Source organism: Streptomyces sp. NBC_00012 (assembly GCF_045040875.1).
GTDB lineage: Bacteria > Actinomycetota > Actinomycetes > Streptomycetales > Streptomycetaceae > Streptomyces.
Genome location: NZ_CP108310.1, coordinates 716,748 through 740,642, shown reverse-complemented (window position 1 = coordinate 740,642; position 23,895 = coordinate 716,748). Strand labels below are relative to the sequence as shown.

General features: G+C 69.8%; 22 protein-coding genes and 2 pseudogenes. 11 read left to right on the top strand and 13 right to left on the bottom strand.

What is annotated here, in order from left to right; translation table 11 throughout:
• Positions 1-280: 280 nt before the first annotated feature.
• Complete coding sequence (locus OHA19_RS42855) at positions 281-871, bottom strand: LysR family substrate-binding domain-containing protein (protein ID WP_331754510.1); 591 nt, start codon at positions 869-871, stop codon at positions 281-283.
• Between OHA19_RS42855 and OHA19_RS42850 the strand changes: the two genes are divergently transcribed.
• Both OHA19_RS42850 and OHA19_RS42845 read left to right on the top strand, forming a co-directional pair.
• On the top strand, positions 864-1,082 hold the full coding sequence (locus tag OHA19_RS42850) for a hypothetical protein (RefSeq protein ID WP_331754723.1): 219 nt from the start codon (positions 864-866) through the stop codon (positions 1,080-1,082). The two genes, OHA19_RS42855 and OHA19_RS42850, sit on opposite strands and share 8 nt — an antisense overlap.
• A pseudogene (locus OHA19_RS42845) lies at positions 1,082-1,252 on the top strand (GNAT family N-acetyltransferase); the annotation flags it as partial. The gene OHA19_RS42850 and the pseudogene OHA19_RS42845, both read left to right, overlap by 1 nt.
• 102 nt (positions 1,253-1,354) lie before the next feature.
• On the opposite strand, the gene OHA19_RS42840 reads toward OHA19_RS42845, so the two are convergent.
• The 3 genes from OHA19_RS42840 to OHA19_RS42830 form a co-directional block, all read right to left on the bottom strand.
• Complete coding sequence (locus tag OHA19_RS42840) at positions 1,355-2,920, bottom strand: isocitrate lyase/phosphoenolpyruvate mutase family protein (RefSeq protein ID WP_331749413.1); 1,566 nt, start codon at positions 2,918-2,920, stop codon at positions 1,355-1,357.
• Positions 2,921-3,180: 260 nt separating this feature from the next.
• Positions 3,181-5,466, bottom strand: a complete 2,286-nt coding sequence (locus OHA19_RS42835) for a protein kinase domain-containing protein (RefSeq protein WP_331754508.1) — start codon at positions 5,464-5,466, stop codon at positions 3,181-3,183.
• A gap of 253 nt (positions 5,467-5,719) precedes the next feature.
• On the bottom strand, positions 5,720-6,607 hold the full coding sequence (locus OHA19_RS42830) for a hypothetical protein (RefSeq protein WP_331754507.1): 888 nt from the start codon (positions 6,605-6,607) through the stop codon (positions 5,720-5,722).
• A gap of 199 nt (positions 6,608-6,806) precedes the next feature.
• Here OHA19_RS42830 and OHA19_RS42825 point away from each other — a divergent pair, with 199 nt between their 5' ends.
• The 4 genes from OHA19_RS42825 (at position 6,807) to OHA19_RS42810 (ending at position 10,286) form a co-directional block, all read left to right on the top strand.
• Positions 6,807-8,057, top strand: a complete 1,251-nt coding sequence (locus OHA19_RS42825) for an MFS transporter (protein WP_331749421.1) — start codon at positions 6,807-6,809, stop codon at positions 8,055-8,057.
• 208 nt (positions 8,058-8,265) lie between these two features.
• Positions 8,266-9,009 (top strand): SDR family oxidoreductase, encoded by a 744-nt coding sequence (locus tag OHA19_RS42820; RefSeq protein WP_331749422.1) that lies wholly within the window; start codon positions 8,266-8,268, stop codon positions 9,007-9,009.
• Positions 9,010-9,054: 45 nt separating this feature from the next.
• Complete coding sequence (locus OHA19_RS42815; RefSeq protein WP_331749423.1) at positions 9,055-9,513, top strand: hypothetical protein; 459 nt, start codon at positions 9,055-9,057, stop codon at positions 9,511-9,513.
• Positions 9,514-9,725: 212 nt separating this feature from the next.
• Positions 9,726-10,286 carry a DinB family protein gene (locus OHA19_RS42810; protein ID WP_331749425.1) on the top strand — a complete coding sequence of 187 codons (561 nt, stop codon included), beginning with the start codon at positions 9,726-9,728 and terminating at the stop codon, positions 10,284-10,286.
• A gap of 87 nt (positions 10,287-10,373) precedes the next feature.
• Here the strand turns inward: OHA19_RS42810 and OHA19_RS42805 are convergent.
• Positions 10,374-10,923, bottom strand: a pseudogene (locus tag OHA19_RS42805) (DUF1062 domain-containing protein).
• Positions 10,924-11,157: 234 nt separating this feature from the next.
• Positions 11,158-11,571, bottom strand: coding sequence for a MarR family transcriptional regulator (locus tag OHA19_RS42800; protein WP_331749428.1), 414 nt, complete (start codon positions 11,569-11,571; stop codon positions 11,158-11,160).
• Positions 11,572-11,744: 173 nt separating this feature from the next.
• Here OHA19_RS42800 and OHA19_RS42795 point away from each other — a divergent pair, with 173 nt between their 5' ends.
• The 4 genes from OHA19_RS42795 to OHA19_RS42780 all read left to right on the top strand — a co-directional run bounded on the left by OHA19_RS42795 (position 11,745) and on the right by OHA19_RS42780 (position 15,640).
• A complete protein-coding gene (locus OHA19_RS42795) occupies positions 11,745-12,656 on the top strand; it encodes an SDR family NAD(P)-dependent oxidoreductase (RefSeq protein ID WP_331749431.1) in 912 nt (303 codons plus the stop codon).
• 1 nt (position 12,657) lies between these two features.
• Positions 12,658-13,545 (top strand): amidohydrolase family protein, encoded by an 888-nt coding sequence (locus OHA19_RS42790; protein WP_331749434.1) that lies wholly within the window; start codon positions 12,658-12,660, stop codon positions 13,543-13,545.
• A 10-nt stretch (positions 13,546-13,555) separates the two neighbouring features.
• Positions 13,556-15,115: a long-chain fatty acid--CoA ligase gene (locus OHA19_RS42785; protein WP_331749437.1), complete on the top strand. Its 1,560-nt coding sequence runs from the start codon at positions 13,556-13,558 to the stop codon at positions 15,113-15,115.
• Positions 15,116-15,181: 66 nt separating this feature from the next.
• A complete protein-coding gene (locus OHA19_RS42780; RefSeq protein ID WP_331749440.1) occupies positions 15,182-15,640 on the top strand; it encodes a MaoC family dehydratase in 459 nt (152 codons plus the stop codon).
• A 193-nt stretch (positions 15,641-15,833) separates the two neighbouring features.
• On the opposite strand, the gene OHA19_RS42775 is transcribed toward OHA19_RS42780, so the two are convergent.
• The 7 genes from OHA19_RS42775 to OHA19_RS42745 form a co-directional block, all read right to left on the bottom strand.
• Complete coding sequence (locus OHA19_RS42775) at positions 15,834-16,808, bottom strand: Gfo/Idh/MocA family oxidoreductase (protein ID WP_331749444.1); 975 nt, start codon at positions 16,806-16,808, stop codon at positions 15,834-15,836.
• Position 16,809: 1 nt separating this feature from the next.
• Positions 16,810-18,117 carry a protocatechuate 4,5-dioxygenase subunit alpha gene (ligA, locus tag OHA19_RS42770; RefSeq protein WP_331749446.1) on the bottom strand — a complete coding sequence of 436 codons (1,308 nt, stop codon included), beginning with the start codon at positions 18,115-18,117 and terminating at the stop codon, positions 16,810-16,812.
• Positions 18,118-18,140: 23 nt separating this feature from the next.
• Complete coding sequence (locus OHA19_RS42765) at positions 18,141-19,061, bottom strand: amidohydrolase family protein (RefSeq protein ID WP_331750698.1); 921 nt, start codon at positions 19,059-19,061, stop codon at positions 18,141-18,143.
• A 2-nt stretch (positions 19,062-19,063) separates the two neighbouring features.
• Positions 19,064-19,753 (bottom strand): 4-carboxy-4-hydroxy-2-oxoadipate aldolase/oxaloacetate decarboxylase, encoded by a 690-nt coding sequence (gene ligK, locus OHA19_RS42760; protein WP_331754506.1) that lies wholly within the window; start codon positions 19,751-19,753, stop codon positions 19,064-19,066.
• A 15-nt stretch (positions 19,754-19,768) separates the two neighbouring features.
• On the bottom strand, positions 19,769-20,794 hold the full coding sequence (locus OHA19_RS42755) for an amidohydrolase family protein (protein WP_331749451.1): 1,026 nt from the start codon (positions 20,792-20,794) through the stop codon (positions 19,769-19,771).
• A 26-nt stretch (positions 20,795-20,820) separates the two neighbouring features.
• Positions 20,821-22,029 (bottom strand): 4-hydroxybenzoate 3-monooxygenase, encoded by a 1,209-nt coding sequence (locus OHA19_RS42750; protein WP_331749454.1) that lies wholly within the window; start codon positions 22,027-22,029, stop codon positions 20,821-20,823.
• Positions 22,030-22,133: 104 nt separating this feature from the next.
• On the bottom strand, positions 22,134-22,901 hold the full coding sequence (locus OHA19_RS42745) for an IclR family transcriptional regulator (RefSeq protein WP_331749456.1): 768 nt from the start codon (positions 22,899-22,901) through the stop codon (positions 22,134-22,136).
• 75 nt (positions 22,902-22,976) lie between these two features.
• On the opposite strand from OHA19_RS42745, the gene OHA19_RS42740 reads away from it, so the two are divergent.
• Positions 22,977-23,672, top strand: coding sequence for a substrate-binding domain-containing protein (locus OHA19_RS42740; protein WP_331749460.1), 696 nt, complete (start codon positions 22,977-22,979; stop codon positions 23,670-23,672).
• Positions 23,673-23,895: the final 223 nt, after the last annotated feature.

The following is a 23,895-nucleotide window of genomic DNA, read 5'->3' as shown; positions in this document are numbered from 1 at the left end:
AGCGAGACGCAAGCCGGCCCCGTCCTGGTGGGCACCTGGCGTCCACTCGTCACGCGCCGCGAGCCATGAGGACCGAAGCCGGTCCGTGGGTGCGGTCAGTTCGGGCATGCGGGCGACGATAGCACTCGCTCGCCCCCTGCGATCAGGCACTTTGCGCCGGGCTACGACCGGGGATGCCGCCCGGCTCCAGCGCTGTGCAGAAGGTGCGCGAGAGGTGCGCGGAGGCCGCGACGGGTCCCGCTCCTGTGCGTTACGGCCGGGGCAGATGACGTACGGAGCGTCACAGCGGCAACGGGCCGAGGTCGTCGGCGACCTCGGCGAAGTTGCGGATCAAGGTGGTCTCGCTGCTGGCGCGCCAGCACAGTGCCCAGCGGCTGAGCGGGGCATCGTGGATGGGGATGTAGGCGATATCGGGCCGGGCGTAGTAGCGCAGTGCGTGCGCGTGCGCGGGACAGACCGCTTCCCCGCTGCCGACGATGGCAAGCAGCTGCGTGCCGTCGACCGCGGACGGCCCCCTGGGAATCGGCCGTCCGCTGGGCGTGTGCGCAGGTATGAGCGACTCGCGCCAGTAGTCGGGCGCAGCGCCGGTCAGGACGGCCTCGTCGGCGAGGTCTTCGTAGGAGACGGAGCGACGCGTGGCCAGTCGGTGGGTGGAGGACACGCACAGCACGACGGGCTCGGTACAGACCACCGGGCCAACGGTGAGGTCCGGTTCCCGGATGGGGAGCCAGGCGAGCAGGACGTCGATCGTGCCGCGGCGCAGGGCGGAGAAGGGATCGTTGTAGCCCATGGCGCGGATCTGCACGGTGCAGCCGAGATGACGGGATGCGAACGCGGTGAGGAGGGGCCGCAGATCCTCGCTGTTGGACACGGCGGCGTTCACCTGCCTGGCCTGGGCGCTGCTCGTGTACGGCGCGCATCAGCTGTACGAGAACAGACACACCGACGCGACCGGGCGCACTCTCGCTCCGGCGTTCCGCTCCGGGTACCCGCAGATCGCGCAACACGCACAGGACGGCCGGCCCCACTACGCGCCGCAAACTTCCCCCGCACTCGGTCCCGACGCCGGGGGCAAGGCCTAGCAAGCATCGCCGTCGCCAGAAGGCTGGGCATGACACAGGAGGGCGTCTCGCGCAGTGTGTTCCCGATGAACGGTGAGCGCCACGACCTTGAAGTATGGGCGTTGCTCGCCGACGAGTGGGCAGGCGGCGAGCAGTTCGGGCAGGGCGGGCGTACTCCTCCCATGCGGTGACCCGTGCCCTGGCCATGCTCAGCAGAGGAGATCTGACCGACGACGCGTGGGTGCTGCTCAAGGCGCTGCTGGACACGGCCGTGCGCACGCGCCGCCGTCAGGTCACGCGTCGTGCCGGACGCAGGTGTCACCACGTCGCAGATGGGCAGGCGCCCCCAATGCCTGTACCTCCGCGTAGGAGAGGGTCGCAGGTTCTGTCGGCAGGCCGTCGCGGACGGCGGTCGCAGTGGTCACGGCCGCCGCCAGGGCGTTGCGGTAGAGCAGCGAGCCGAGACTGATCCTGCGCACGCCCATCGTGGCCAGCTCGGCGAGGGTGGGTCCGGTCGGTGTGTACAGGATGTTCAGCGGGACGGTGAGGTTTTCCGTCAGGGCGGCGATCCGGTCCGGATCCGACAGCCCCGGCGCGAATACCCCGTCCGCACCGGCCTGTTCGTACACCGCGAGGCGCGTCTCGGTCTTCTCCTCCTGGCGTCCCAGCCAGTAGGTGTCGGTGCGAGCGTTCACGAACAGCGCGGGCACGGCGGACTTGACCGCGGCGATCTTCGCGGCGTGCAGTTCCACGGGGGCGAGGGTGCTGTCCGGACGCCCGTCTTCGAGGTTGATCCCCGAGGCGCCCACGTCGTACAGCCTTTCGGCCAGCTCGGCCACTTTCTCCGGGTCATCGCTGAAACCCCCTTCTACGTCGACGCTGAACAGGAAGGAGCCCTGACCGAGCCGGCGGGCCAGAGCCAAGTTTTCCTCGACGGTCGCCGCCGCCCCGTCCGGCAGGCCGGCGGCCGCGGCGACGCCGAGACTCGTGGTGCCGACCGCCGGGAAGCCCTGCGCCGCCAGAACGGCCGCGGAGGCGTAGTCCCAGGCATTGGGGAGCAGCAACGGGGTGACCTGGTCGTGCAGACGGGCGAAGGCGGTCCGCGGTCGCTGGAGCAGGCCGTCGGCCATGGCGAGGGCGTGAGCCCGGCCGGGGCAGATCCGCGGCGGTGCGCCGAAGGTGAGGGGCACGGGGTGCACACGGTTGGCGGTCGCGAGGTCCAGGAGCACCACGTCGCCCTCGCCGATCTCTCGACCGGCGACCCGGGTGGCACGGGCGGCGACCCGGCGCATGGCTGGTACCGGCGGAACCTCGCGGAGCACCCGGGCCAGCGGTACGTCGCTGCCGGCGGCGGCCTCCACCAGCGCGGCCGTCGCCGCGCAGGCCTGCACCAGCAGCCCGATGCGGTTGGCGGCGGCTTCCAGAGCGGCTTCGTCCGCGGGCGCCGGCGCCAGCTGCGCCACCAGCCGGGCCACCGCCTCGTCCGCGGCCGCGTCCGCGGCTCCGAAATAGGCCCCGGCCACCACGGTCACCGCCTCCGCGACCGCCCCGGGATCCGGCATCCCCAGAGCCTCCGCAAGGGTACGTACCACCCGCACCCGGACCTCCCCCTCGGGCCCTGCGGCAACCGCCCGCCGCAGGGCGGCGGGCTCCAGCCGGGCCAGTTCGGCCTCCACCAGAGCCCGCCGTCGCCGGTGCGGCTCACCGGAGCTGAACCGGGCCACGGTGGCACGCAACCACGCGACGCCGGCCCCGGCCGGACCACCGTCCGTAGCCGGGGGATCCGGGACGAGCGCCGGGTCGGCGAGCGCCGCCGAGATATCCGCGTAGCGGTCGAACTCATGCATCGTGTGCGTCATGACCCCGACGCTAGGGCCGGAACAGTTCGGCACTCCCCGAACCATCCCGGCGCCATCATGGGCTCACGCCCCCACTCGCCGAGACCGCCGGCCTGTTCGCCGGCCTCGCCCAGGCCGCCGTCCCGGGCGGTGACAGGGCTGCGTCCGCAGGGTGCACACCGGACACGCCGAGGCCCGGACGCGCGATGCGCGGCACCCACTCCGGCCGGGACACACGGGTCAGCCAGCGGTAGTGGCCGCTCTCCCGCAAGGCCCAACGGTCACACGCGCACCGCCCACAGCGTGCCGCTGCCGTCGAGGACCACGATCGAGTTGCCGCTCGCGGCAGGCTCGCTCATCGCCGTGCTGTCGAACCGGCCTGTCCAGAGCGTGCGGCCGTGCTCCACTCCCACGATCCGCACGCTGGTCCAGTGCTGGAGCACTCGTGCCCGCTCCGTCCCGGAGAGCAGGGCGTATTTGCCGGTGGTCTGCACTCTCTGGGCGTCGGCGTGCCACCGTTTCCTGCCGTCCTCGGCGGCCAGGCACAACGGTCCCGATCCCGTGTGCAGGACGAACCCGCCCGCCACGCGGGTCGTCGCCCCTTTCTTCAGGCCGACCCCCTGGTACGTACTGCCGTAGGTCCAGGCCTGCTCGCCGGTGAGTCCGTTCAGCGCGGTCGGTTTCCGGCGGGACCCCGCGGCCAGCGGGAGGAACACCGTGGTGCCCGACACGAGCTCGTCGAGCGGCTGGTAGGTATCGGTGGTGAGGATGTCCGGGAGGGTCTGCCGGAACGGGCTCCGCCACATCACCTCGCCTGTGTCCGCCTTGCGGCAGACGAGGTCGACCTGGGCCGTCCTGCCGGCCTCGTAGCAGAGCAGGCCCTCGCCCACGGGCTGCGCCAGGTCGCCGTGCGGCTGGAAGCCGGAGTGTGTCCACAGCTTCCTGCCCGTCCTGCCGAGTACTGCGGTTCCGCCGCTGCAAAGGACCAGGTCACCGGCCAGGATCCATGAGGCGTCGTAGGGGGAGGACGCGTCGATGACCCATCGATGGTGGCCGGTGCGCGGATCGACTCCGATCACCAGACCGTCCTTTCCGGTGATCAGCAGGCCGCTGGGCCGGTGCACATCCAGCCCCATGGCGCTGTTGGAGACCGACTCCTGCCATCGGCGCTCGCCGGTGGCAGCGTCGAAGGCGTGCACCTGTCCGCCTTTGTTGTCGGAGTCATGGGTCAGGGCGAGTACCGTGCCGGCGACGACCGTGAAGCGTGCTTCCCGGGCCCAGGCCGCGTTGAGGGACACCTTCCACAGACGCTTACCGGTGGCGAGGTCGAAGGTGTGGAGCGCGGCGGTCTCCTTGTAGTAGTGGCCGGCGGCCACATGACACCGGCCGTCGGCCAGGACGATGTCCGGACCGTCGGCGTTGATCACGTCGACGTCTGCGATCTTCTGCGACCAGGCGACCGGGTCCCGCTCGGGGTCGCCGGTCAGGTACATCGCCGCCGCCCCTCCGGCGACCGCGACCGCGGCGACGCCCGCACCCCTCAGGAGCAGGTCGCGCCGGCTCATGCCCGTTCCACCGAGGGGCCCGGCAGGCGCCTGAACCGTGGATGCCGCCGCGGGATCGCCGGACACGGAGGCAGCCGAAGGCGGTGAGCCCGCCGCGTGCTCCTCTTGGCCGACGACGGTGGGGGTGTAGCGAACCGCGGGTGCGGCCTGCGGCACACCACCGAGGCGCCGCAGTTCGTCGGCGAGCACGGCGGCCGATTCGTATCGTTCGCTCGGGTCCTTGGCCAGCAGCCGACCGACCAGACGGTCCCACGGAGCGGAGACGCCGGGCAGGACGCTGCTCGGCGTGGGCGGCGGATCGTGAAGGTGCGCCGTGACATACCCGAGGGTGTCCGGGGCGTCGAACGGCAGCCGCCCGGTGAGCAGTTCGAACAGCACACACCCGAGGGAGTACAGGTCGCTGCGCTGCTCGGGCCGCCCGCGTGCCTGCTCCGGTGCCATGTACGCGGCCGTGCCCACCATGAACCCGGTGTGGGTCAGCCGGTCACCGGTGGCCGAGGCGTCTGCGGCGCGGGCGATCCCGAAGTCGAGCACCTTCAGGCTGCCCGAGGCCGCGACGAACAGATTCGCGGGCTTGATGTCGCGGTGGAGGATGTCGGCGGTATGCGCCTCACCCAGCGCGTCGCACACCTGCGCCCCCCACCGCGCCGCCTCCTCCTCGCCGACAGGTCCGCGCCGGACAACGGCGTCCAGGCCCTCGCCCCGGAGCAGTTCCATCACGAGGAACGGCGTCGTGCCCTGGCCGGTGGTTGCCTCACCGAGGTCGTGGACGGTCACGATATGAGGATGCTGGAGTGCGGCGGTGATCCGCGCCTCCCGCAGAAACCGGGCGCGCGCCTCGTCGGCCCGACTGCCGCCACCCGCAAGGACCGAGATCACCTTGACCGCGACCGGCCGCCGGAGGCTGGCGTCGTGCGCCTCCCAAACCTCCCCCATCCCGCCGCGCCCCAGCGGGCGCACCAGGCGGTAGCGGTCAGCGAGTATCGGATCGCGGTCGTCCACAGCCTCAAGTCCCCCGGCGGTAAGCAGTTTTCGCTCGGCAGCGTTGATCGTAGATCGTGCCCCCGATGACACCGGATCCGGACGACAGAAGACATCGCGTCCGCTCTCGCGCAGGAGCGCACCGGTCACCGGTCCGGTGCTCAAGTGTTCCGGAAGCTGCTGGGGCGCCAAGGTGCGGCCGCGTCGGAACGGTCGCGGTGCAGAGGACGTACGCATCGAATCGGACGTGGACGACGGAGGTCCCACCAGTGCGTCATCGGGGGATCATCCGGGGTGCCCGGTCGCGCAGGACGAGCAGGGTCCAGCCGTGACCGGCGGGATCGAGCGGTCTTGTCGCGGAAGTGAAGAGTTCCGCGGCTCGGCGGTAGGAAAGCCGTCCTCGGCCGGTCACCGGGCAGCGGTCGGCTGCCGGTGTGCCGGCGGGGGCCCGCCGGTCGGTGACGAACACCGGCCCCGCGGTGCGCCCGGCCAGCAGCATGGGCAGCAGGCGCGCCGTTCCCGGTCCCCAGCTCAGGGCGCCTGTCGTGCGCTCCTTGGTGTGTCGGCCGGGTAGGTCGAGGTGGTGGATGTCGAGGGCGAGCACCTGCTCGACGGAGGCCCTCGACTCGTGGAGGAGATGCCACAGAGTCAACTCCCTGAGAGGAGCACGCAAGGTGAGGGCGCCACGGGCCCTGTCCGGGCCGGCGGCACTCGCCCTCACAGCCCTCCAAACATCGGAGGGGGTGTGCTCCGGTACCGGGCAGGGCGCTGGTGCTGCCAGCCCGGTGGCCGGGTCCGCAGTGATCCAGCCCTGTGCCAGCCACCACGCCGTAGCCGCTCGAAGACAGGCCAGTTCACGGGTCAGTGTGCGTGGTTGCGCGGTGGCGGCGCGGTCGGTGAGCCCCCGTTGCAGCCGCTGAGAGGCCTTCGGGCCGTCGAGCAGGGCAAGAGGAACGACGGGCGGATCGGCGCCCCTGCGCTCACGACCGGTCGGGACCCGGCGGTCGACCAGTGGCCAGGCCCATCCGTGCAGCGAGATGCGGTAGACCCGGCGGGAGGCGCTGCCGAGATCGGCCGCAGCAAGGTAGCGGTCAACGGCGGCGCTGTATTCCACCGGCGCCGCCAGATCTTTTCCCACGCCGTCGATCTGACGCTTACTCATGCTGGCCATCCGCAGTAAATGAGCCTCGTGGAGGCTGCCTCGCTCTTTCGCAACTGAGCCTATCACCAGGCATGTTGCAGTAAATAGAGCCTATTTACTGCGGCAATCCATGCGGAAGGGAAATTGATTGCGAAAGGCTCGGTTTTCTTTCCCGGAAAAGGTTGCAGGGAATAGCTCGGCGCAGGGAGAGTGCGGACCCATGACGCTTCGCATTCGCCTTCCCGCTGTCCCCGGGCCCCGGACAGCCACTCACCGGCTGCGCACGCTGCGGCACCCCAGGTTCCGCCGCTTCGTCGTCGGCCACAGCACGTCGCTGCTCGGCTCCGGGATGAACACGATCGCCACGACCTTCGCAGTGCTGCAACTGCCCGGCGGCGGGGTCGACTCCGTCGGTGTGGTGATGGCAGCCCGGATTCTCGCGGTGCTGGTCGTGCTGCTGCTCGGCGGCGTGTTCACCGATCGCCTCGGGGCCCGTGCGGTCATGCTGACAGCAGATCTGCTCCGGTTCGCCTCCCAAGGCGTGCTGGCCGTACTGCTGCTCACCCACAGCGCGAGGATCTGGGAAGTAGTCGTCCTGGCGGTGTTCCTCGGAATCGGTGAGGGAGGGTTCAGCCCCGGCCTGACGGCACTGGTGCCTGGCCTCGTTCCCGCGGATGAACTCGCGGACGCCAACGCGTTGCTGCAGATCGGCCAGGCTGTGACCTCGGTCGCGGGTCCGGGCCTGGCCGGCCTGCTCATCGCTGTTTCCGATGCGGGCACAGTGGTCGCTGTCGACGCGGTCAGCTACGGCGTGAGTGTCCTGGCCCTGGCCGGGCTGCCGCTGTCGCAGTTGGCCGCGCCCGGCCACGGGGTGTTCACCGAACTGGGGCGTGGCTGGAAGGAGTTCACCTCCCGCACATGGCTGTGGGTCACGACCCTCCACATCAGTCTCTTCAACTTCGTCCTCTGGGCACCGTTCCTGGTGCTGGGACCGTCTCTTGCCCAGCAGCGGCTCGGCGGTGCCAGTGCCTGGGGGCTGGTGCTGTCCCTGTACGGCATCGGCTCGATCGGCAGCGGCCTGGCGCTGCTCGGCAGGAATCCCCGGCGGGCACTTGCCTGGTCCGTGGCCGCATCCGCGGGCTGGGCAGTCCCGGCGGCAGCGCTGGCGGCGGGACTGTCGTTGGGTTGGGTGGCCGCGGCCGCCTTCCTCGCCGGAGCTGGGGCAGCGGTGTGCAACACCCTCGTGACGACCGTCATCCAGCGCGAGATCCCCGCCGAGGTCCGCGGACGTGTCAGTGCGTTCGACAGCCTGGGTGCCTTCGCCCTGGGGCCACTTGGGCTGGCGCTGGCCGGACCGGTGTCAGGCGTCGTGGGAGCAGACCGGTTGCTGGAGTTCGGCGTGCTGTGGCAGCTGACCGCGGTCGCGGTGGTACTGGCACTTCCGTCCGTGCGAAGACACGGCGCAGAATGACCGGTGAGTTGAATGAGCTGATTCCGGGTTTCGCACGCCGAGGCGGTGCCGAGCCGGCCGGTGGCATCGTGTCCAGCGACGGATCCACTCCGCCGTAACGGGAGCAGCCGCTCCCCGCAGCACGGGTCCATCGTGCAGGACGCGATGCGAAGCCGTCTGGTGGGTACATGTGTGCACGCCAGGTGGATCACCGAAGAAGGGAGAGAGCATGGCAGTGCTCACAGGCAAGGCAGCTGTCGTTACCGGAGGTTCACGGGGGATCGGCCGGGCTGTCGTGCTGAGGCTCGCGCGGGACGGCGCGACTGTGGTCTTCAACTACGCGCGGCACCGGGATGCTGCGGATGACGTTGTGAGGCAGGCCGAGAAGGCGGGCGGGCACGTCATTGCCGTCCAGCTGGACCTGGCCGAGCCCGGCGCGGCCGAGGAGCTGATGGCTACAGCCGAACGTCGGCTCGACGGCCTGGACGTTCTCGTCAATAACGCGGCCACACTCAGCGAAGTCGTGCCCATCGCGGAAACGGAGGAGGCCGACTTCGACAGAGTCATGGCCGTGAACGCCAAGTCGGTCTTTCTCACGATGCGGTACGCGGCACGGCACATGCGTGACGGCGGGCGGATCGTGAACATCTCCACCCTCAACACGGTTTTCCCCGCACGCGGAAACGCCCCGTATGCGGCCAGCAAGGGCGCCCTCGAACAGCTGACCTTGGTGGCTTCACGTGAGCTGGGCGCACGCGGCATCACGGTCAACACCGTATCGCCCGGCGCCACGGACACCGATCTCCTGAGAGCGGCCAACGAGCCGGAGAGGTTGGCGATCGCCATCGGAATGACCTCGCTCGGACGCCTCGGCCGACCTGACGACGTGGCAGACGTCGTCGCCTTCCTCGCAGGGCCGGACGGACGATGGCTGACGGGCCAGAACCTCCGCGCCAACGGAGGCGTCCTCTGACGGAGGCGTCCTCCAGCGGACAACAACATCATCACAAAGCCGGGCGTGTTCAACTACAAACCGTTGGATGGAGGGCCTTGGAAGCTTCGGGTCTTCTCAGTATCGGAAGATTCTCCTGCCGCATCAGTGGAGAAGGCCTCCGAATTGGCCAAAAGATCCATCCCTGGATACCAGGAGCTTTCCCGTGAAGTTCAGGGAAGTGATGACGAAGTCGGTGACGCCGAACGGACCTACAATTACGACGTCGGCCGGCACGCCACATATTTCGCTGTCGACCACAGGTTCAAGGCGGTGGAGGACGGCAACCTGTACGCAGTCGTCGTCTATGGTCCGGCAGACGAGAACGAATACGCGCTGAGCTTGAACGCGGACGTAGTCAAGAGCTTCCGGGCGGCAGACAGCGACCTTTTCCCACATTGCTTCGTACCTGGGCGGTGCGAAGGGCGCGCAGTAGGGATTACGGGATTTGCTCCGGCCTCGACCGTAAAGAAAGATCGAGGCTGACCGGGGTGCCGTGCCGGTTGAGCCTCTGGGGCAGGCCATGGGGCGAGTTCCGTTCAGCAGGGCGTCGACCCGCTCGGCGAGGACGCGGCGCGCGCGTCGACCGCGGCTGGAGCACCCGGTAGTGGTGGGACAGCGTTGTCCGGCGTCACCAGCGGGTGACCGGAGTTCAAACCCAGTAGCGGGTCAGGGCTCTCGCAGACGAACATGAACGCATGAATGATCAACCCGCACGATGGACCCAGGCCACTGTCTACCCCGACATGTGGACCGACCCGGACAAAGACCCCCGCAACAGCGAAGGAGTCGGCCCGGACGGCGAACTTCCCACGCTGAACAGCTTCCTGACGGACTATCGTCTGACCTTGAGGATGAAATGCGAGGGCCTGGACGCGGAGCAGATGGCCCGCCGGTCGGTGCCACCGTCGACGATGTCGCTGCTCGGCCTGGTCCGGCACCTCGCCGAGGTGGAACGGGACTGGCGCAACTGGATCAGCGACGGTGAGCCGCTGTCGAAGCTGTACGGCAAGCGTGACGCGGACTTCGACGAAGCCGTCGCCGATCAGGCCCTGGTCGACGCGGCGTACGTCGATCTGGAACGGGAGCAGGCCGCGACGGACGCCGCGCTGGCCGAGCACCCGGCCTTGGGGGAGCGGCTGGGGAAGGACGGGATCTCGGTTCGGGAGCTGATGGTGCACCGGGTCGAGGAGTACGCCCGGCACTGCGGGCACGCCGACCTGCTGCGCGAGTGCGTCGACGGAAGAGTGGGTCAGTGAGCCGAGGCCGCCGTGGAGTTCCCCACGGCGGCCTCTGAGGCCTGTCCGGCAGGTCCTGCCGGACAGGCCCCGGTGCCCGAGGTGGGCTCAGCGCTTGAGCGTGAAGGTGAAGTCGCCGGAGATCCTGCCGTTCAGCCGGACTGCCGAAACGGGATTCCCCTCCGTGATCAGCCTCTCGACCTCGGACCGCGAAAGACCGCAACCTTCAGCGATCAGCCGCACCGGCCGGACAGGGATCCGCGCCGCGAAGCGCACCGAGACGTCGATCACCTCACGATCGAGATGATCCGATCCGCCGGTGTCGAGGCGCCAGGCGTCGTCCCAGTCGAGGGCGATGCGATTGCGGCGCAGCACGGCCGGATCCTGAAGCAGCTCGGCTGCCAGGCCAGGATCATTGCCATGCATCCGGTCCAGCCGCTCAGGCCGTACGGAGCGCACATTCATCCGCTCCAGGACCGTGAGCTTCGCCGTCTCCCCGCAAGTGGTACAGAGCGCGAGGAGCCAGGCGTCGAGGAGCTTGTGATGTGCGTTGACGCGGAATTTTACCGCTTGTCCGGAAGCGCCCGGACGCGCACGCATGACAGCGGCGGAGAACAAGCGGCAGGCAAGTGGGCATGACTACCCAGGTGTTGAGCACAGAAGTACACCGGTTCCAGTGAGAAGTCCGCAGCAAAAAGCAGCGCGTCGCACATGTGCGACGCGCGACAGATCAGCGCTCGGGAGGTCTCACAGGGTGTACAACGGCATGTCCTTGCCTGGACGACTCAGGTCGGCAGCACGGTAATGGCACACGGCGCCGCTGTTCCACCGGTTTTCGAGCGACTCCGCCACTGCGCCGAAGGCCGTTGTGCCCGGTGGTCGTAACGCTCGGTCAGGACAGGGACCGCCATGCCTCGTTCAGCGCCTCCCGGAACGCGTCGGTCTCCTCGACGCTCAGGCCGGCGGTCATGCGCTCCTCCAGGCGGCGTGCCGGCTCGGCGTACTCGGAGAGCAACTGCCGCCCGGGGGCTGCGAGCAGGATGAGGCGTTCGCGGCGGTTGGCGGGGTTGGGTTCGCGGTGGATCAGGCCGCGGCTCTCCAGGGTGCGGACCATGTCGGCCATCGACTGGGCGGTGATGAAGGAGTCGCGGGCGAGCTGTGCCGCGGAGATCCCGTCGTGTCGCTCCAGCACGGTGAGGGCGGTGTACTGAAGCGCCGTGACCCCGGCGGGCTTGAGCAGCTCCTCCAGGCGGGCGCGCACCGCCAGCTCCGTCCTCTTGACCAGGTAGAGCAGTGACGTGCTCACGTTCGTCCTCCCGTCGTGTCGGTCCGTGTGGGGCAGCAGGCGTCTCAGCCTAGGGCATTGACAGGAATCCTGTCGATTGTTCAGACTTGCGGTCATCAGGATTCCTGTCGATCCCGGTTCGGGTCGGCTCTTTCGGCATTCCTCTTTTTCTCACTCACGAGAGGCACCTCTCAATGGATCTCCAGGGCAAGGTCGCTGTCGTCACCGGCAGCGGACGCGGTCTCGGTCTGGCATACGCGCAGGCCCTCGCCGTCGCGGGCGCCGCCGTTGTCGTCAACGACATCGACAAGGACACGGTGGACGCCGCCGTCGCCTCGATCACGTCCGAAGGGGGCCGGGCGACCGGCGTCGTCGCGGCCGTGGGCGACAGCGAGGCCGCCGGGCAGCTCGTCGATGCGGCGGTCGAGCAGTTCGGACGCCTGGACGTGCTCGTCACCAACGCCGGCATCCTGCGCGACCGTGTGCTGTGGAAGATGACCGACGAGGACTTCGACGACGTGGTCCGGGTCCATCTGCGCGGCACCTTCACCTGCGCCCGCGCCGCCGCGGTCCGGATGCGCGAGCAGGGCACCGGCGGCAGGCTCGTCCTGATCTCCTCCCCGGCCGGACAGCGCGGCAACTTCGGCCAGACCAACTACGCCGCCGCCAAGGCGGGCATCGTCGCCATGGCCCGCACCTGGGCCATGGAACTGGGCCGTGCCGGCATCACCGTCAACGCCGTCGTGCCGGTCGCCGCCACCGAGATGACCAAGACCATCCCGGCGTTCGCTCCGGTCATCGAGGAGTCCGAGCGGACCGGCGAGCCGCTGCCGGACTGGCTGCGCAAGGACGAGGGCCTCGGCACCGTAGAGGACGTCGCCGCACTGATCACCTTCCTCGCCTCGGACGACTCCGACGGGGTCACCGGCCAGGCCATCGGCATCGGCGGCGACCGGCTCGCCCTGTGGGCGCACCCCAAGGAGAAGGCGGTCGCCTTCGCCGACGGCGGGTGGAGCGCCGATGCCATCGCCACCGAGTGGCCGGACGGCGTCGGCGCCGAGCCCGAGACCTACGGCATCCCCGCGCCCCAGGCCCCGGAGGCGTGACATGGGCGACCTCGCGCTCGACCTCGACCGGCTGACCGCCATCGACGTGCACACGCACGCGGAGATCTCCAAGGACGGCCACGGGGCCCTGAGCCCGGAGCTGTTCGGCGCCTCCGAGGAGTACTTCAAGGCGCACGGTCACCGGCAGCCGACCATCGACGAGATGGCTGCCCACTACCGTGAACGCCGCATGGCCGCGGTGGTGTTCACGGTGGACGCCGAGCACGCCACGGGCCATCCTCGCATTTCCAACGAGGAGGTCGCGGAGAGCTGCGCCGCCCACGCCGACGTGCTCGTCCCGTTCGCGAGCGTCGACCCCCACAAGGGCCGGGCGGGCGTGCGGGAGGCCCGTCGCCTGGTGGAGGAGCACGGGGTGCGCGGATTCAAATTCCACCCCAGCATCCAGGCGTTCTCCCCGAACGACCGGATGGCGTACCCGCTCTACGAGGCCATCGAGGAACTCGGTGTGCCCGCGCTGTTCCACACCGGCCAGACCGGCATCGGTGCCGGCGTCCCCGGCGGCGGAGGCATCCGGCTGAAGTACTCGAACCCGATGCTGGTCGACGATGTCGCCGTGGACTTCCCGGAACTCCGGATCGTCCTGGCCCACCCGTCCTTCCCGTGGCAGGACGAGGCCCTGGCCGTGGCCACGCACAAGCCGCACGTGTACATCGACCTGTCGGGCTGGTCGCCGAAGTACTTCCCGCCGCAGCTGGTGCGGTACGCCAACACGCTGCTCAGGGACAAGGTGCTCTTCGGCTCCGACTACCCGGTCATCACGCCCGACCGCTGGCTCGCCGACTTCGAGAAGCTCGACATCAAGCCGGAGGTCCGGCCGAAGATCCTCAAGGACAACGCCGCCCGCCTGCTCGGTCTGACCACGGGCTGAAGGAGACGCCGTGTTGAACCAAGGCATCGGCTCCTGGCCGGCGCGCCGGGCCCGCAAGACTCCCGACCGGGTGGCCGTGGTCCACGAGGACCGCACCCTGACCCACCGCGAGCTGCACCTGCGCGTCCTGCGCCTGGCCCATGCCCTACGCGCGCTCGGCGTGGCGCGGGGCGACCGGATCGCGTACCTCGGGCCCAACCACCCTGCCTTCCTGGAGACCCTGTTCGCCGCCGGGACGCTGGGGGCGGTCTTCGTACCGCTCAACACCCGGCTCGCGGCGCCGGAGCTGGCCTACAACCTGTCCGACTCGGGCAGCACCGTCCTCGTCCACGCCCCCGAGCAGGCCACCGCGGCCCGTGCCGCGGCGGACGAGGCGGGCGTACGGCAGCGGATCGCGCTCACCGGCCCCGACGAGGACGGAGCCCGCGGCTACGAGGAGTTGCTCGCCGGCGCGGGGACCGAGCCGCTGGACGAGGCCGTGGCGCCCGAGGACCCCTGCCTGATCATGTACACCTCCGGGACCACGGGCCGTCCGAAGGGCGCCGTCCTCTCCCACGCCAACATCACCTGGAACAGCGTCAACGTTCTTGTCGACACCGACCTGACCGGTGACGAGGTGACCCTCGTCGTCGCGCCGTTGTTCCACACCGCCGGGCTCAACATGACCTGCCTGCCGACCCTGCTCAAGGGCGGCCGGGTGGTCCTCCTCGGCGCCTTCGACGCCGAGCGCGCCCTGGAGCTGATCGAGGAACTGCGCGTGACGTACATGTTCGGCGTCCCCACGATGTACGACGCCATGGCCGCGCGGCCCCGCTGGGCGACCACGGACCTGTCCAGCCTGCGCACCCTCAACTGCGGCGGCGCCCCCGTGCCCGCCCGCACCATCGCCGCGTACCTCGACCGCGGCCTCGCCTTCAGCCAGGGCTACGGCATGACCGAGGCGTCCCCCGGCGTCCTCTTCCTGGACCGGGAACAGACCTCGGTCAAGGCGGGCTCCGCCGGGGTGCCGCACTTCTTCACCGACACCAGCGTCGTACTCCCGGACGGTCGCGAGGCCGGACCGGGCGAGCGCGGCGAGATCCTGGTCCAGGGCCCGCACGTCATGACCGGCTACTGGGAACGGCCCGGGGACACCGAGGCCGCCTTCGCCCGGGAGGACGGCGGCGGGCGCTGGCTGCGCACCGGAGACATCGTCCGGCTGGACGACGACGGCTACGCGTACATCGTCGACCGGGTCAAGGACATGTTCGTCTCCGGCGGCGAGAACGTGTACCCGGCCGAGGTCGAGGACGTGCTCCTCACCCACCCCGCCGTCGCCGAGTGCGCCGTCATCGGCGTACCCGACCCGGTCTGGGGCGAGGTCGGCCGCGCCGTCGTCGTCCTGCGGCCCGGCGCCGACGCCGACGAGGGCGAGATCCTCGGCCACCTCCACGGCCGGCTCGCCAAGTACAAGATCCCCAAGTCCCTCGTCCTGACCGGGGAACTGCCCCGCACGGCCTCCGGCAAGATCATCAAGCCCGCCGTGCGCGACGCGTACGCGGACGGCTCCGGAGACCGTTCGCACTCCTGACAGGACCCGACACCCCACCTCCGCGGGCGGCGCCCCTCGCCGCCCGCGCCATCGGAAGGATCCACCATGCCCGCCACCGCCCACGGCATCGACGAGCTCAAGGCCCTCACCGGAGCCGACCTCGGCCGCACCGACTGGCTCGACATCACCCAGGAGCGGGTGAACACCTTCGCCGACGCCACCGACGACCACCAGTGGATCCACACCGACCCGGAGAAGGCCAAGGACGGCCCGTTCGGCGGCCCGATCGCCCACGGCTACCTCACCCTCTCCCTCATCATCCCGCTCTTCGGCGAGCTGCTGGAGATCACCGGCACCTCCATGAGCGTCAACTACGGCCTGGAGAAGGTCCGTTTCCCCAGCCCCGTGCCGGTTGGCGCGAAGATCCGCCTGCACGGCGCCGTCGGCACCGTGGAGGAGGTCAAGGGCAACGGCGTGCAGATGCCGCTGACGTTCACCGTCGAGGTCGAGGGCAGCGAGAAGCCGGCCTGCGTCGCGGAGGCGGTCTACCGCCACTACGCCTGACGGACCCGCCGCCGGCCCCGGCCCGGCGGCCTTCCGACCGTACGAAAGGGGCGCGGTACCGGATCATTTCGATCCCGGTACCGCGCCCTTCCGTCCCGCCACGACGTACGCGGGCGAGCCCGCCCTCAGCGCCTGTCGGGCCTCGAAGGGCCCGATCCGGCGCGCCGCGCGGACCGGGCCGCCCCTGTCGTGGTCACGGGCGCGAGAACGAGTCGAGCTGCTGCTCCAGCGCGGCCAGCGTCCGGTAGCAGGCCATCACCTGGGCGATGGAGGAGTTCGGCTCGCGGCCCTCGCGGATGGCGGCGACGAACTCGCGGTCCTGGAGCTCGATGCCGTCCATCGACACATCGACACCGCTGACGTCGATCGGCTCGTCCTTGCCGGTGAAGAGGTCGTCGTACCGCGCGATGTACGTGCCCGTGTCACCGATGTAACGGAAGAAAGTACCGAGCGGCCCGTCGTTGTTGAACGAGAGCGACAGGGTGCAGATGGCGCCGTTCTCCGCGCGCAGCTGGATGGACATGTCCATCGCGATACCGAGCTCCGGGTGGATCGGGCCCTGGACGGCGTTGGCCTGCACGACCGGTGAGCCGGTCTGGTAGGCGAACAGGTCGACGGTGTGCGCGGCGTGGTGCCACAGCAGGTGGTCGGTCCAGGACCGCGGCCGGCCGAGGGCGTTGAGGTTCGTACGGCGGAAGAAGTACGTCTGCACGTCCATCTGCTGGATGCCGAACTCGCCGGCCCGGATCCGCTCCCGCACCCACTGGTGGCTGGGATTGAAGCGGCGGGTGTGCCCCACCATCCCGACCAGCCCGGTGCGCCGCTGCGCATCCAGGCAGGCCTCGGCGTCGCCGAGGGAGGCGGCCAGCGGAATCTCGACCTGGACGTGCTTGCCCGCTTCGAGACAGGCCAGCGTCTGCTCGGCGTGCATCGGTGTGGGCGTGGCGAGGACGACGGCATCGATGTCGTCCATGGCCAGCACCTCGTCGAGGGTGGCGACGCCACGGCCGATGCCCTGCTCCGCCGCGAACTTCCGGGCGTTCTCCAGGGAGCTGCTCACCACGGCGGCCACCTCGACGCCGTCGATCCGCCGGAGCGCGGCGGCGTGCTTCGCGCCGAAGGCGCCGCCTCCGGCCAGGGCGACCCGGAGGGTTCGGTCGTCAGTCATGTCACTCCTTCACGGCGGGCTCCTCGGCCCGCGGGCGGTTTTCCAGGATCAGGTGGCCGACGGCGGTGTTGGACGCCGGCACATGGTAGAAGCGGTGCTTGACCTCGGTCTCCCCGGTCCCGTCGACATCGCTCAGGGCACCGCGGGCGATCAGCCACATGACCAGCTCGATGCCCTCCGAACCCGCCTCCTGGACGTACTCCAGGTGCGGCACCCGCGCCAGGCCGGCCGGGTCCTCGACCAGCCGGTCGAGGAAGGCGTTGTCCCACTCGCGGTTGATGAGACCGGCGCGGGGGCCCTGGAGCTGGTGGCTCATGCCGCCGGTGCCCCACACCTGGACCTTCAGCGGCCGGTCGTACGACTCGATCGCCCGACGCAGCGCCCGCCCGAGCTCGAAGCAGCGGGCGCCCGAGGGCACGGGGTACTGCACCACGTTGACGTGGAACGGGATCACCTTGCACGGCCACTTCTCGACGTCACCGAACATCAGCGACAGCGGGACGGTCAGGCCGTGGTCCACGGTCATCTCATTGGCGAGGGTGAGGTCGAAGTCGTCCCTGATGAGCGAGTGCGCGATGTGCGCGGCCAGGTCGGGGTCGCCCTCGATGCCGGGGACGGGACGGGGCCCGTACCCCTCGTCGGCGGTGGCGCAGGCCGCACCCGTACCGAGCACGAAGGTAGGGATCAGGGACAGGTCGAACGAGGAGGCGTGGTCGTTGTAGACCAGGAAGACCACATCGGGGAGGTTCTCCTTCTCCCACTCCTTGGAGAACTCGTACCCGTCGAACACCGGCCGCCAGTAGGGCTCGTCGGTCTTGCCGTGGTCCATCGCCGCCCCGATCGCGGGCACGTGGGAGGTGAAGACCGCACCGGTGATCGTGGCGTGCTCGGCCGGGGGAGCCGGGTCGGTATGTGCCGCCTCCAGGACGGCGTGGTCGATGCGGTTGCCCTCGACGGAGCGGCCGCCGCCGACCATCATGGCGCGGTACTGCTCCTCGGTCATGCCGGTCATCGAACCCGCCATCTGCTGGAACGAGAACCCCAGGGTCGCACCCCACTTGGCGAGGAAATAGATGTTGCCGCCCTCACGCATGGCGGCGTTGAGGTCGCGGTCGAGCAGCGCCTGCTTCTGTTCCTCCCGCAGCGGCCAGGAGTCCAGGTAGGCGCGCTCGTCGGCGAGGTAGCGCTCGCGGTTCTCCGCCGTCATCAGTGACATGCAGAACTGGTTGAGGTGGTAGCCCTTGGCGGACTGCTCGGCGTCGAAGATGGTGGTTCCCGGCACCAGCTTGTAGGTCTTGTCCAGTGACATGGTGGCCTCCGGTCGTGGGCGGGTCAGTCGGCGTCCGGCCAGTACAGGCGCATCGGGTTGTCGACGAGGAGCTTGTGCCGCAGCTGCGCGGTCGGTGCGATGTGCGGGATGAAGTCGACCAGCAGACCGTCGTCTGGCATGTGGCCGGTGAGGTTCGGATGGGGCCAGTCGGTGCCCCACAGCGCCCGGTCGGGGAACTCCTCGACCACGCGCCGGGCGAACGGCACGACGTCGCGGTAGGCCCGCTGCTCGTCGCCGAGGGCCGGCGGGCCGCTCACCGACAGCCGTTCCGGGCAGGTCACCTTGCACCAGATGTCGGGTCTCGCCCGCAGGAAGTCCAGGAACGTCTCGAACTCCGGTCCGTGCGGATCCTTGGCGACATCGGGCCGGCCCATGTGGTCGATGACCAGGGGCACCGGGATCGAGAGGAAGAAGTCGCGCAGGCCGGCGAGGTCGGCCGCCTCGAAGTAGAGGACGACGTGCCAGCCGTAGGGGGCGATCCGTTCGACGACGTCCTGCAGGTCCTGCCGCGGTGCCGCGTCGACGAGTCGCTTGACGAAGTTGAAACGTACGCCGCGGACACCGGCCTCGTGCAGTTCCCGCAGCTCGGTGTCCGAGATCCCGGGCCGTACGGTGGCGACGCCCCGGGCCAGTCCTCCGGAAGCCCGCAGAGCGTCGGTCATGGCGCTGTTGTCGGCGCCGTGGCAGGTCGCCTGGACCACGACGTTGCGGGCGAAGCCCAGGTGGTCGCGCAGCGCGAAGAGCTGGTCCTTGGACGCGTCGCACGGGGTGTACTTCCGCTCGGGCGCGAACGGGAACTCGGCACCCGGGCCGAAGACGTGGCAGTGCGCGTCCACGGCGCCTTCGGGCATCCGGAATCGCGGCCGGCTCGGACCGGCGTACCAGTCCAGCCAGCCAGGAGTCTTCTCGAAGTCCGTCGTCATCATCAGTCCTGGTAGCGCAGGCCGAGTTCGGCCAGCGGGCCGCGCATGTCGTACATGTCCAGGCCGAGTTCGCCCGCGCGGAACCGTGCCCGCTTGCTCTCCTCGCCCGCCTCGCGCCGGGCCGCCGCCCCGGCGACCTCAGCGGCCCGCTCGCGCGGCACCACCACAACACCGTCGCTGTCCGCCACTACGACGTCGCCGGGCCGCACAAGGGCGTTGGCGCAGACCACCGGCACGTTGACCGAGCCGAGGGTGGCCTTGACCGTGCCCTTGGCATTGATCGCCCGGGAGAAGACCGGGAAGTCCATCTTCTCCAGGTCCGCCCCGTCGCGTACACCGCCGTCGATGACCAGGCCCTGGCCACCGCGGGCACGGAACGAGGTGGCGAGCAGCTCGCCGAAGAACCCGTCCTCGCTCTCGGTCGTGCAGGCCGCGACCACCACGTCGCCTTCCTGGATCTGCTCGGCGGCGACGTGGAGCATCCAGTTGTCGCCGGGCTGCAGCAGCACGGTCACCGCGGTGCCGCACAGCCGGGCCCGGGGGTAGACGGGGCGCAGATAGGGGCGCATCAGCCCGGTCCGGCCCATGGCCTCGTGGATCGTGGCGACGCCGAATGCCGACAGCGCGGCGACATCCTCGGGGCCGGCGCGGGTGATCGAGGTGTGGACGACACCGATCTCGGTGTGCTCCATGGTTCTTCTCCTGGGTCAGTGGCCGGCGGCGGTGAGGCGGGCGGCGAGTCGGGGGTAGACGCGCAGGGCGTTGCCGCAGTAGACAGCGGCGCGTTCCTCGGCGGAGAGGTTCGCGGTGGCCTCGACGTACCGCTTCGTGTCGTCGAAGTGGTGGCCGGTGCGCGGGTCGATGTCACGCACCGCGCCGATCATCTCGCTCGCGAAGAGGATCGAGCGGCTGGGAACGACCTCGGTGAGCAGGTCGATGCCGGACTGGTGGTAGACGCAGGTGTCGAAGAAGACGTTGTCCAGCAGCTTCTCGGGGTCCGGCCTGCCCAGTGCCATCGCCAGGCCGCGGAACCGGCCCCAGTGGTAGGGCACCGCGCCGCCGCCGTGCGGGATCACGAACCGCAGCGTCGGGAAGTCGGAGAACAGGTCGCCCTGCAGCAGTTGCATGAACGCCGTGGTGTCGGCGTTGAGGTAGTGGGCGCCGGTGGTGTGGAAGGCCGGGTTGCACGACGTGCTGACGTGGATCATGGCCGGGACGTCGTACTCGGACATCGCCTCGTAGACCGGGTACCAGCTGCGGTCGGTCAGCGGTGGCGCGGTCCATCTGCCGCCCGACGGATCGGGGTTGAGGTTGATGGTCACCGCGCCGAGCTCCTCGACCGTGCGGCGCAGTTCGGGCAGACAGGTCGCGGGGTCGACGCCCGGCGACTGCGGCAGCATCGCGCCCATCGCGAAACGGTCGGGGTAGAGCGTACTGACGCGGTGGACCAGGTCGTTGCAGATCCGGGCCCACACCGAGGAGACCTGGAAGTCGCCGATGTGGTGGGCCATGAAGCTGGCCCGCGGGGAGAAGATCGTCAGGTCGCTGTCGCGCTCGTTCATGAGCCGCAGCTGGTTGCCCTCGATGGCCTGGCGCAGTTCGTCGTCGGTGATGACCAGGTCGTCGGGGTCGGGCGCCCCCTCGGGGGAGCCGACCGCCGCCACCTGCCGGTTCCGCCACTGTGCCAGCTGCGGCGGCGCGGTGGTGAAGTGACCGTGACAGTCGATGATCATGGGTTGTCTCCTGGTGGTCGTCCTGGTCAGCGGGGACGGGTGGGCCAGCCGGTGTACTGCTCGGCGAGATAGGTGCGACCGGCGCGGGTGCCGACCACGTTGTCGAGCTCTCCGAGTTGGCGTCGCAGGTCGAACGGTGTGCTGCCGGGCGCGGTGTGCAGCAGCCGGGTCATCCAGTAGGAGAAGTTCTGCGCCCGCCAGACCCGCTGCAGGGCACGGGGCTGGTACTCGTCCAGCGCGGCTTCGCCCGTACTGCCGAGTGCCTTCAGCAGGACATCGGCGAGCACCTTCACATCGTGCAGCGCGAGGTTGAGTCCGCGAGCACCGGTCGGCGGCACCGTGTGCGCGGCGTCGCCCGCCAGTGCCATCGAGCCCCAGCGCATCGGCTCCTGGACGAACGAACGGAACCGCAGGACCGTTTTTTCCAGGACCGGACCTTCAACGAGGCGGAAGCCGTCCTGGCCGGCCACGCGGGCCTGGAGCGTCTCCCAGATGCGGCTGTCCGGCCAGGCGTCGACGGACTCCTCCGGGCTGCACTGGAAGTACATCCGCTGTACGGCCTCGGTGCGCTGGCTGATCAGCGCGAACCCGTGCTCGGAGTGGGCGTAGACCAGCTCGGGTGCGCTCGCAGGAGCCTCGGCCAGGATGCCGAACCATGCGAAGGGGTACTCCTTGCCGTACCGTGCCCGCCGGTCCTCGGGCACCAGATCGCGGCACATGCTGCGCGATCCGTCCGCACCCACCACGTACCGCGACCGGATCTCGTGGCGGGATCCGTCGGGTGCGGTGTAGCGCACCCGGGGAGCATCGGTCGTGACGTCGAGGACTTCCGTGTCCTTGACACCGAAGCGGACCGTGCCGCCGTCGCGGTCCCGGGCGTCGGCCAGGTCGATGAACACGTCGGTCTGCGGATAGAGCCAGACCGACGCGCCCACCAGTTTCTTGAAGTCGATGCGGTGCGGCCGGCCGCCGAAGCGGAGCTCCACCCCCTCGTGCTCGCAGCCGTCGCGCAGAATCCGTTCGGACACCCCCGTCTCGACCAGGTCCCGGGCCACGTCGGCCTCAAGGATGCCGGCCCGCTGGGTCGTCTCGATCTCGCGGCGGGTGCGGGTGTCGACGACGATCGTCTCGATTCCGGCGCGCCCGAGCAGGTGCGCCAGCATCAGGCCGGCTGGGCCGGCACCGATGACAGCGACGGGAACCGAGGCAACGGTGTCGACGGCGGTGTCGGCCATGGCATCTCCTGAGCAACTGCGAACGTTCGGAACACCCCGAACGCTGACACCCGGGACCACAGCCGGTCGCCGGTGTTTCCGTCAGGCGGAAGCTCGCATGGATGTCAGGCCGTAGGACGGGTACGCCGGCCGAGCTCGTCGGATATCCCGTACACAGCCCGCAGCAGCGGCTCACGCAGCCCCCGGGTACGGTTCGCGCTGCGCGCCGTGATCACGATCCCCAATGCCGCGCTGACGGGCCCGGTCCGGCCGATCCTCACCGGTGCGGCCACCGCGACGGTGCTCTCCGAGAGCTGCCGGTCACTGACGAAGACCTGCTCACGGCGGATACGGTCCAGCTGCGTGCGCAGCGTCCTGGGATCAGTGACGGTGTGCGGGGTCCAGGCCCGCATCGGCGATTCGAGGACCTCCTGCTGGATCTCCGACGGCGCGTGCGCCAGCAACACCCGCCCCATCCCGGTGGAGCCGACGGGGAACCGCGTCCCGACCATCGTCAGCAGCTCCACCGACCGGTGCCCGGCTATCCGCTCGACGAACACGAGCTCCGTGCCCTCGCGCACCGCGAGCTGGATGTTCTCGTGGGTCGCCTCGTAGAGGTCCTGCATGAACGGCAGAGCCACATCACGCAGAATCTGGGTACGGGGGCATCCCGAGGCGATCTCCCAGAGACGCAGTCCGACATGCCAGGACCCGTCCTCCCCGCGTTCCAGCGCTCCCCATCCCGCCAGCTCCGCGACCACCCGGTGCGTCGTGCTCAAGGCCAGGCCCGTGCGCTGCGCGATCTCCGACAGGGTCTGTGACGGGTTATCCCGGTCGAAGACCGCGAGAATCTCAAGGACTTTTCCAGCTGCCGTGCTCCGGGTTGTGCTCACGCGGTCAGTCTCGCAGACCGGCGTTGAGCTCCCCGAACGAGCGCCGTACCATCTGCCGGACACCAAGGAGGCGATGTGGACGAAGAGATCTCCGGACTGTCCTCGATGGCGACGCGGCAGATTCTGGCCGAGCTGTCCGAACACATCCGGCTCGCACACGGGCTTCCCGTGCGGTTCGAGGCCGGCGGCGGGGTCGAGGTCGCCCGGCGGGTGCGCGAGGGAGCCGAGGCCGACCTGCTCGTGCTCGCCGACGGAGCGCTGACCGCACTGGAGAAGGACGGGCACCTCCTGGCGGGCACGGCGCGGCCGTTGTGGATCTCCCAGGTCGTCGCCGCCGTGCCGGAGGGATCACCGGTTCCGGTGCTCGGCTCGGAATCCGACCTGCGGGACGTCCTGAGGTCCGCGAGGAAGATCGCCTACTCGACCGGCCCCAGCGGGGCGGCCCTGGTCGATCTGATCGGTCGGCTGGGTCTTGCCGACGAGCTGTCCGGCCGGCAGGTCCAGGCACCGCCGGGGGTTCCGGCCGGCAGCCTGCTGTCATCCGGCCGGGCCGACCTGGCCTTCCAGCAGTACAGCGAGCTGATGGACCTGCCGGGCGTCGCCGTCGTCGGCCCGCTGCCGGGTGACACCGCCATCAGTTCGACATTCAGCGGAGGCGTACTGGCCTGCGCGTCCCGGCCGAGCCGTGCCCTCGAGGTCCTCGACCTCCTCGGCTCCGACACGGCGTCGAGGACAGCCCGGGCAAGGGGCATGCGGGCGGCCGGGCACTGATTCTCGTCGTTCAGGTGAGTGTCCGAATCCAAGGGCTGTCCCTTGGCTGTCGGCTTCTCGGGGGTCGGGTGTCGCGCCGGTTCCGGATGTTCTGTGGGGTGACACGCTGACGGCTCGCGTGCCTGTCACCGATATTTTGCGCGACCCTCACCTCAGCCCACTTTCCCCGAGCCCGGGTCCTCTTGAATACTCCCGTTGCCCCTCTTCGTGTACGGACATCACC

Bases quoted from the DNA above. Each gene is read 5' to 3' on its own strand.
- OHA19_RS42840 (WP_331749413.1), bottom strand. From the start codon at position 2,920: ATGACGCACACGATGCATGAGTTCGACCGCTACGCGGATATCTCGGCG.
- OHA19_RS42830 (WP_331754507.1), bottom strand. From the start codon at position 6,607: ATGAGTAAGCGTCAGATCGACGGCGTGGGAAAAGATCTGGCGGCGCCG.
- OHA19_RS42825 (WP_331749421.1), top strand. From the start codon at position 6,807: ATGACGCTTCGCATTCGCCTTCCCGCTGTCCCCGGGCCCCGGACAGCC.
- OHA19_RS42820 (WP_331749422.1), top strand. From the start codon at position 8,266: ATGGCAGTGCTCACAGGCAAGGCAGCTGTCGTTACCGGAGGTTCACGG.
- OHA19_RS42810 (WP_331749425.1), top strand. From the start codon at position 9,726: ATGAATGATCAACCCGCACGATGGACCCAGGCCACTGTCTACCCCGAC.
- OHA19_RS42795 (WP_331749431.1), top strand. From the start codon at position 11,745: ATGGATCTCCAGGGCAAGGTCGCTGTCGTCACCGGCAGCGGACGCGGT.
- OHA19_RS42790 (WP_331749434.1), top strand. From the start codon at position 12,658: ATGGGCGACCTCGCGCTCGACCTCGACCGGCTGACCGCCATCGACGTG.
- OHA19_RS42780 (WP_331749440.1), top strand. From the start codon at position 15,182: ATGCCCGCCACCGCCCACGGCATCGACGAGCTCAAGGCCCTCACCGGA.
- OHA19_RS42775 (WP_331749444.1), bottom strand. From the start codon at position 16,808: ATGACTGACGACCGAACCCTCCGGGTCGCCCTGGCCGGAGGCGGCGCC.
- ligA (WP_331749446.1), bottom strand. From the start codon at position 18,117: ATGTCACTGGACAAGACCTACAAGCTGGTGCCGGGAACCACCATCTTC.
- OHA19_RS42765 (WP_331750698.1), bottom strand. From the start codon at position 19,061: ATGACGACGGACTTCGAGAAGACTCCTGGCTGGCTGGACTGGTACGCC.
- ligK (WP_331754506.1), bottom strand. From the start codon at position 19,753: ATGGAGCACACCGAGATCGGTGTCGTCCACACCTCGATCACCCGCGCC.
- OHA19_RS42755 (WP_331749451.1), bottom strand. From the start codon at position 20,794: ATGATCATCGACTGTCACGGTCACTTCACCACCGCGCCGCCGCAGCTG.
- OHA19_RS42750 (WP_331749454.1), bottom strand. From the start codon at position 22,029: ATGGCCGACACCGCCGTCGACACCGTTGCCTCGGTTCCCGTCGCTGTC.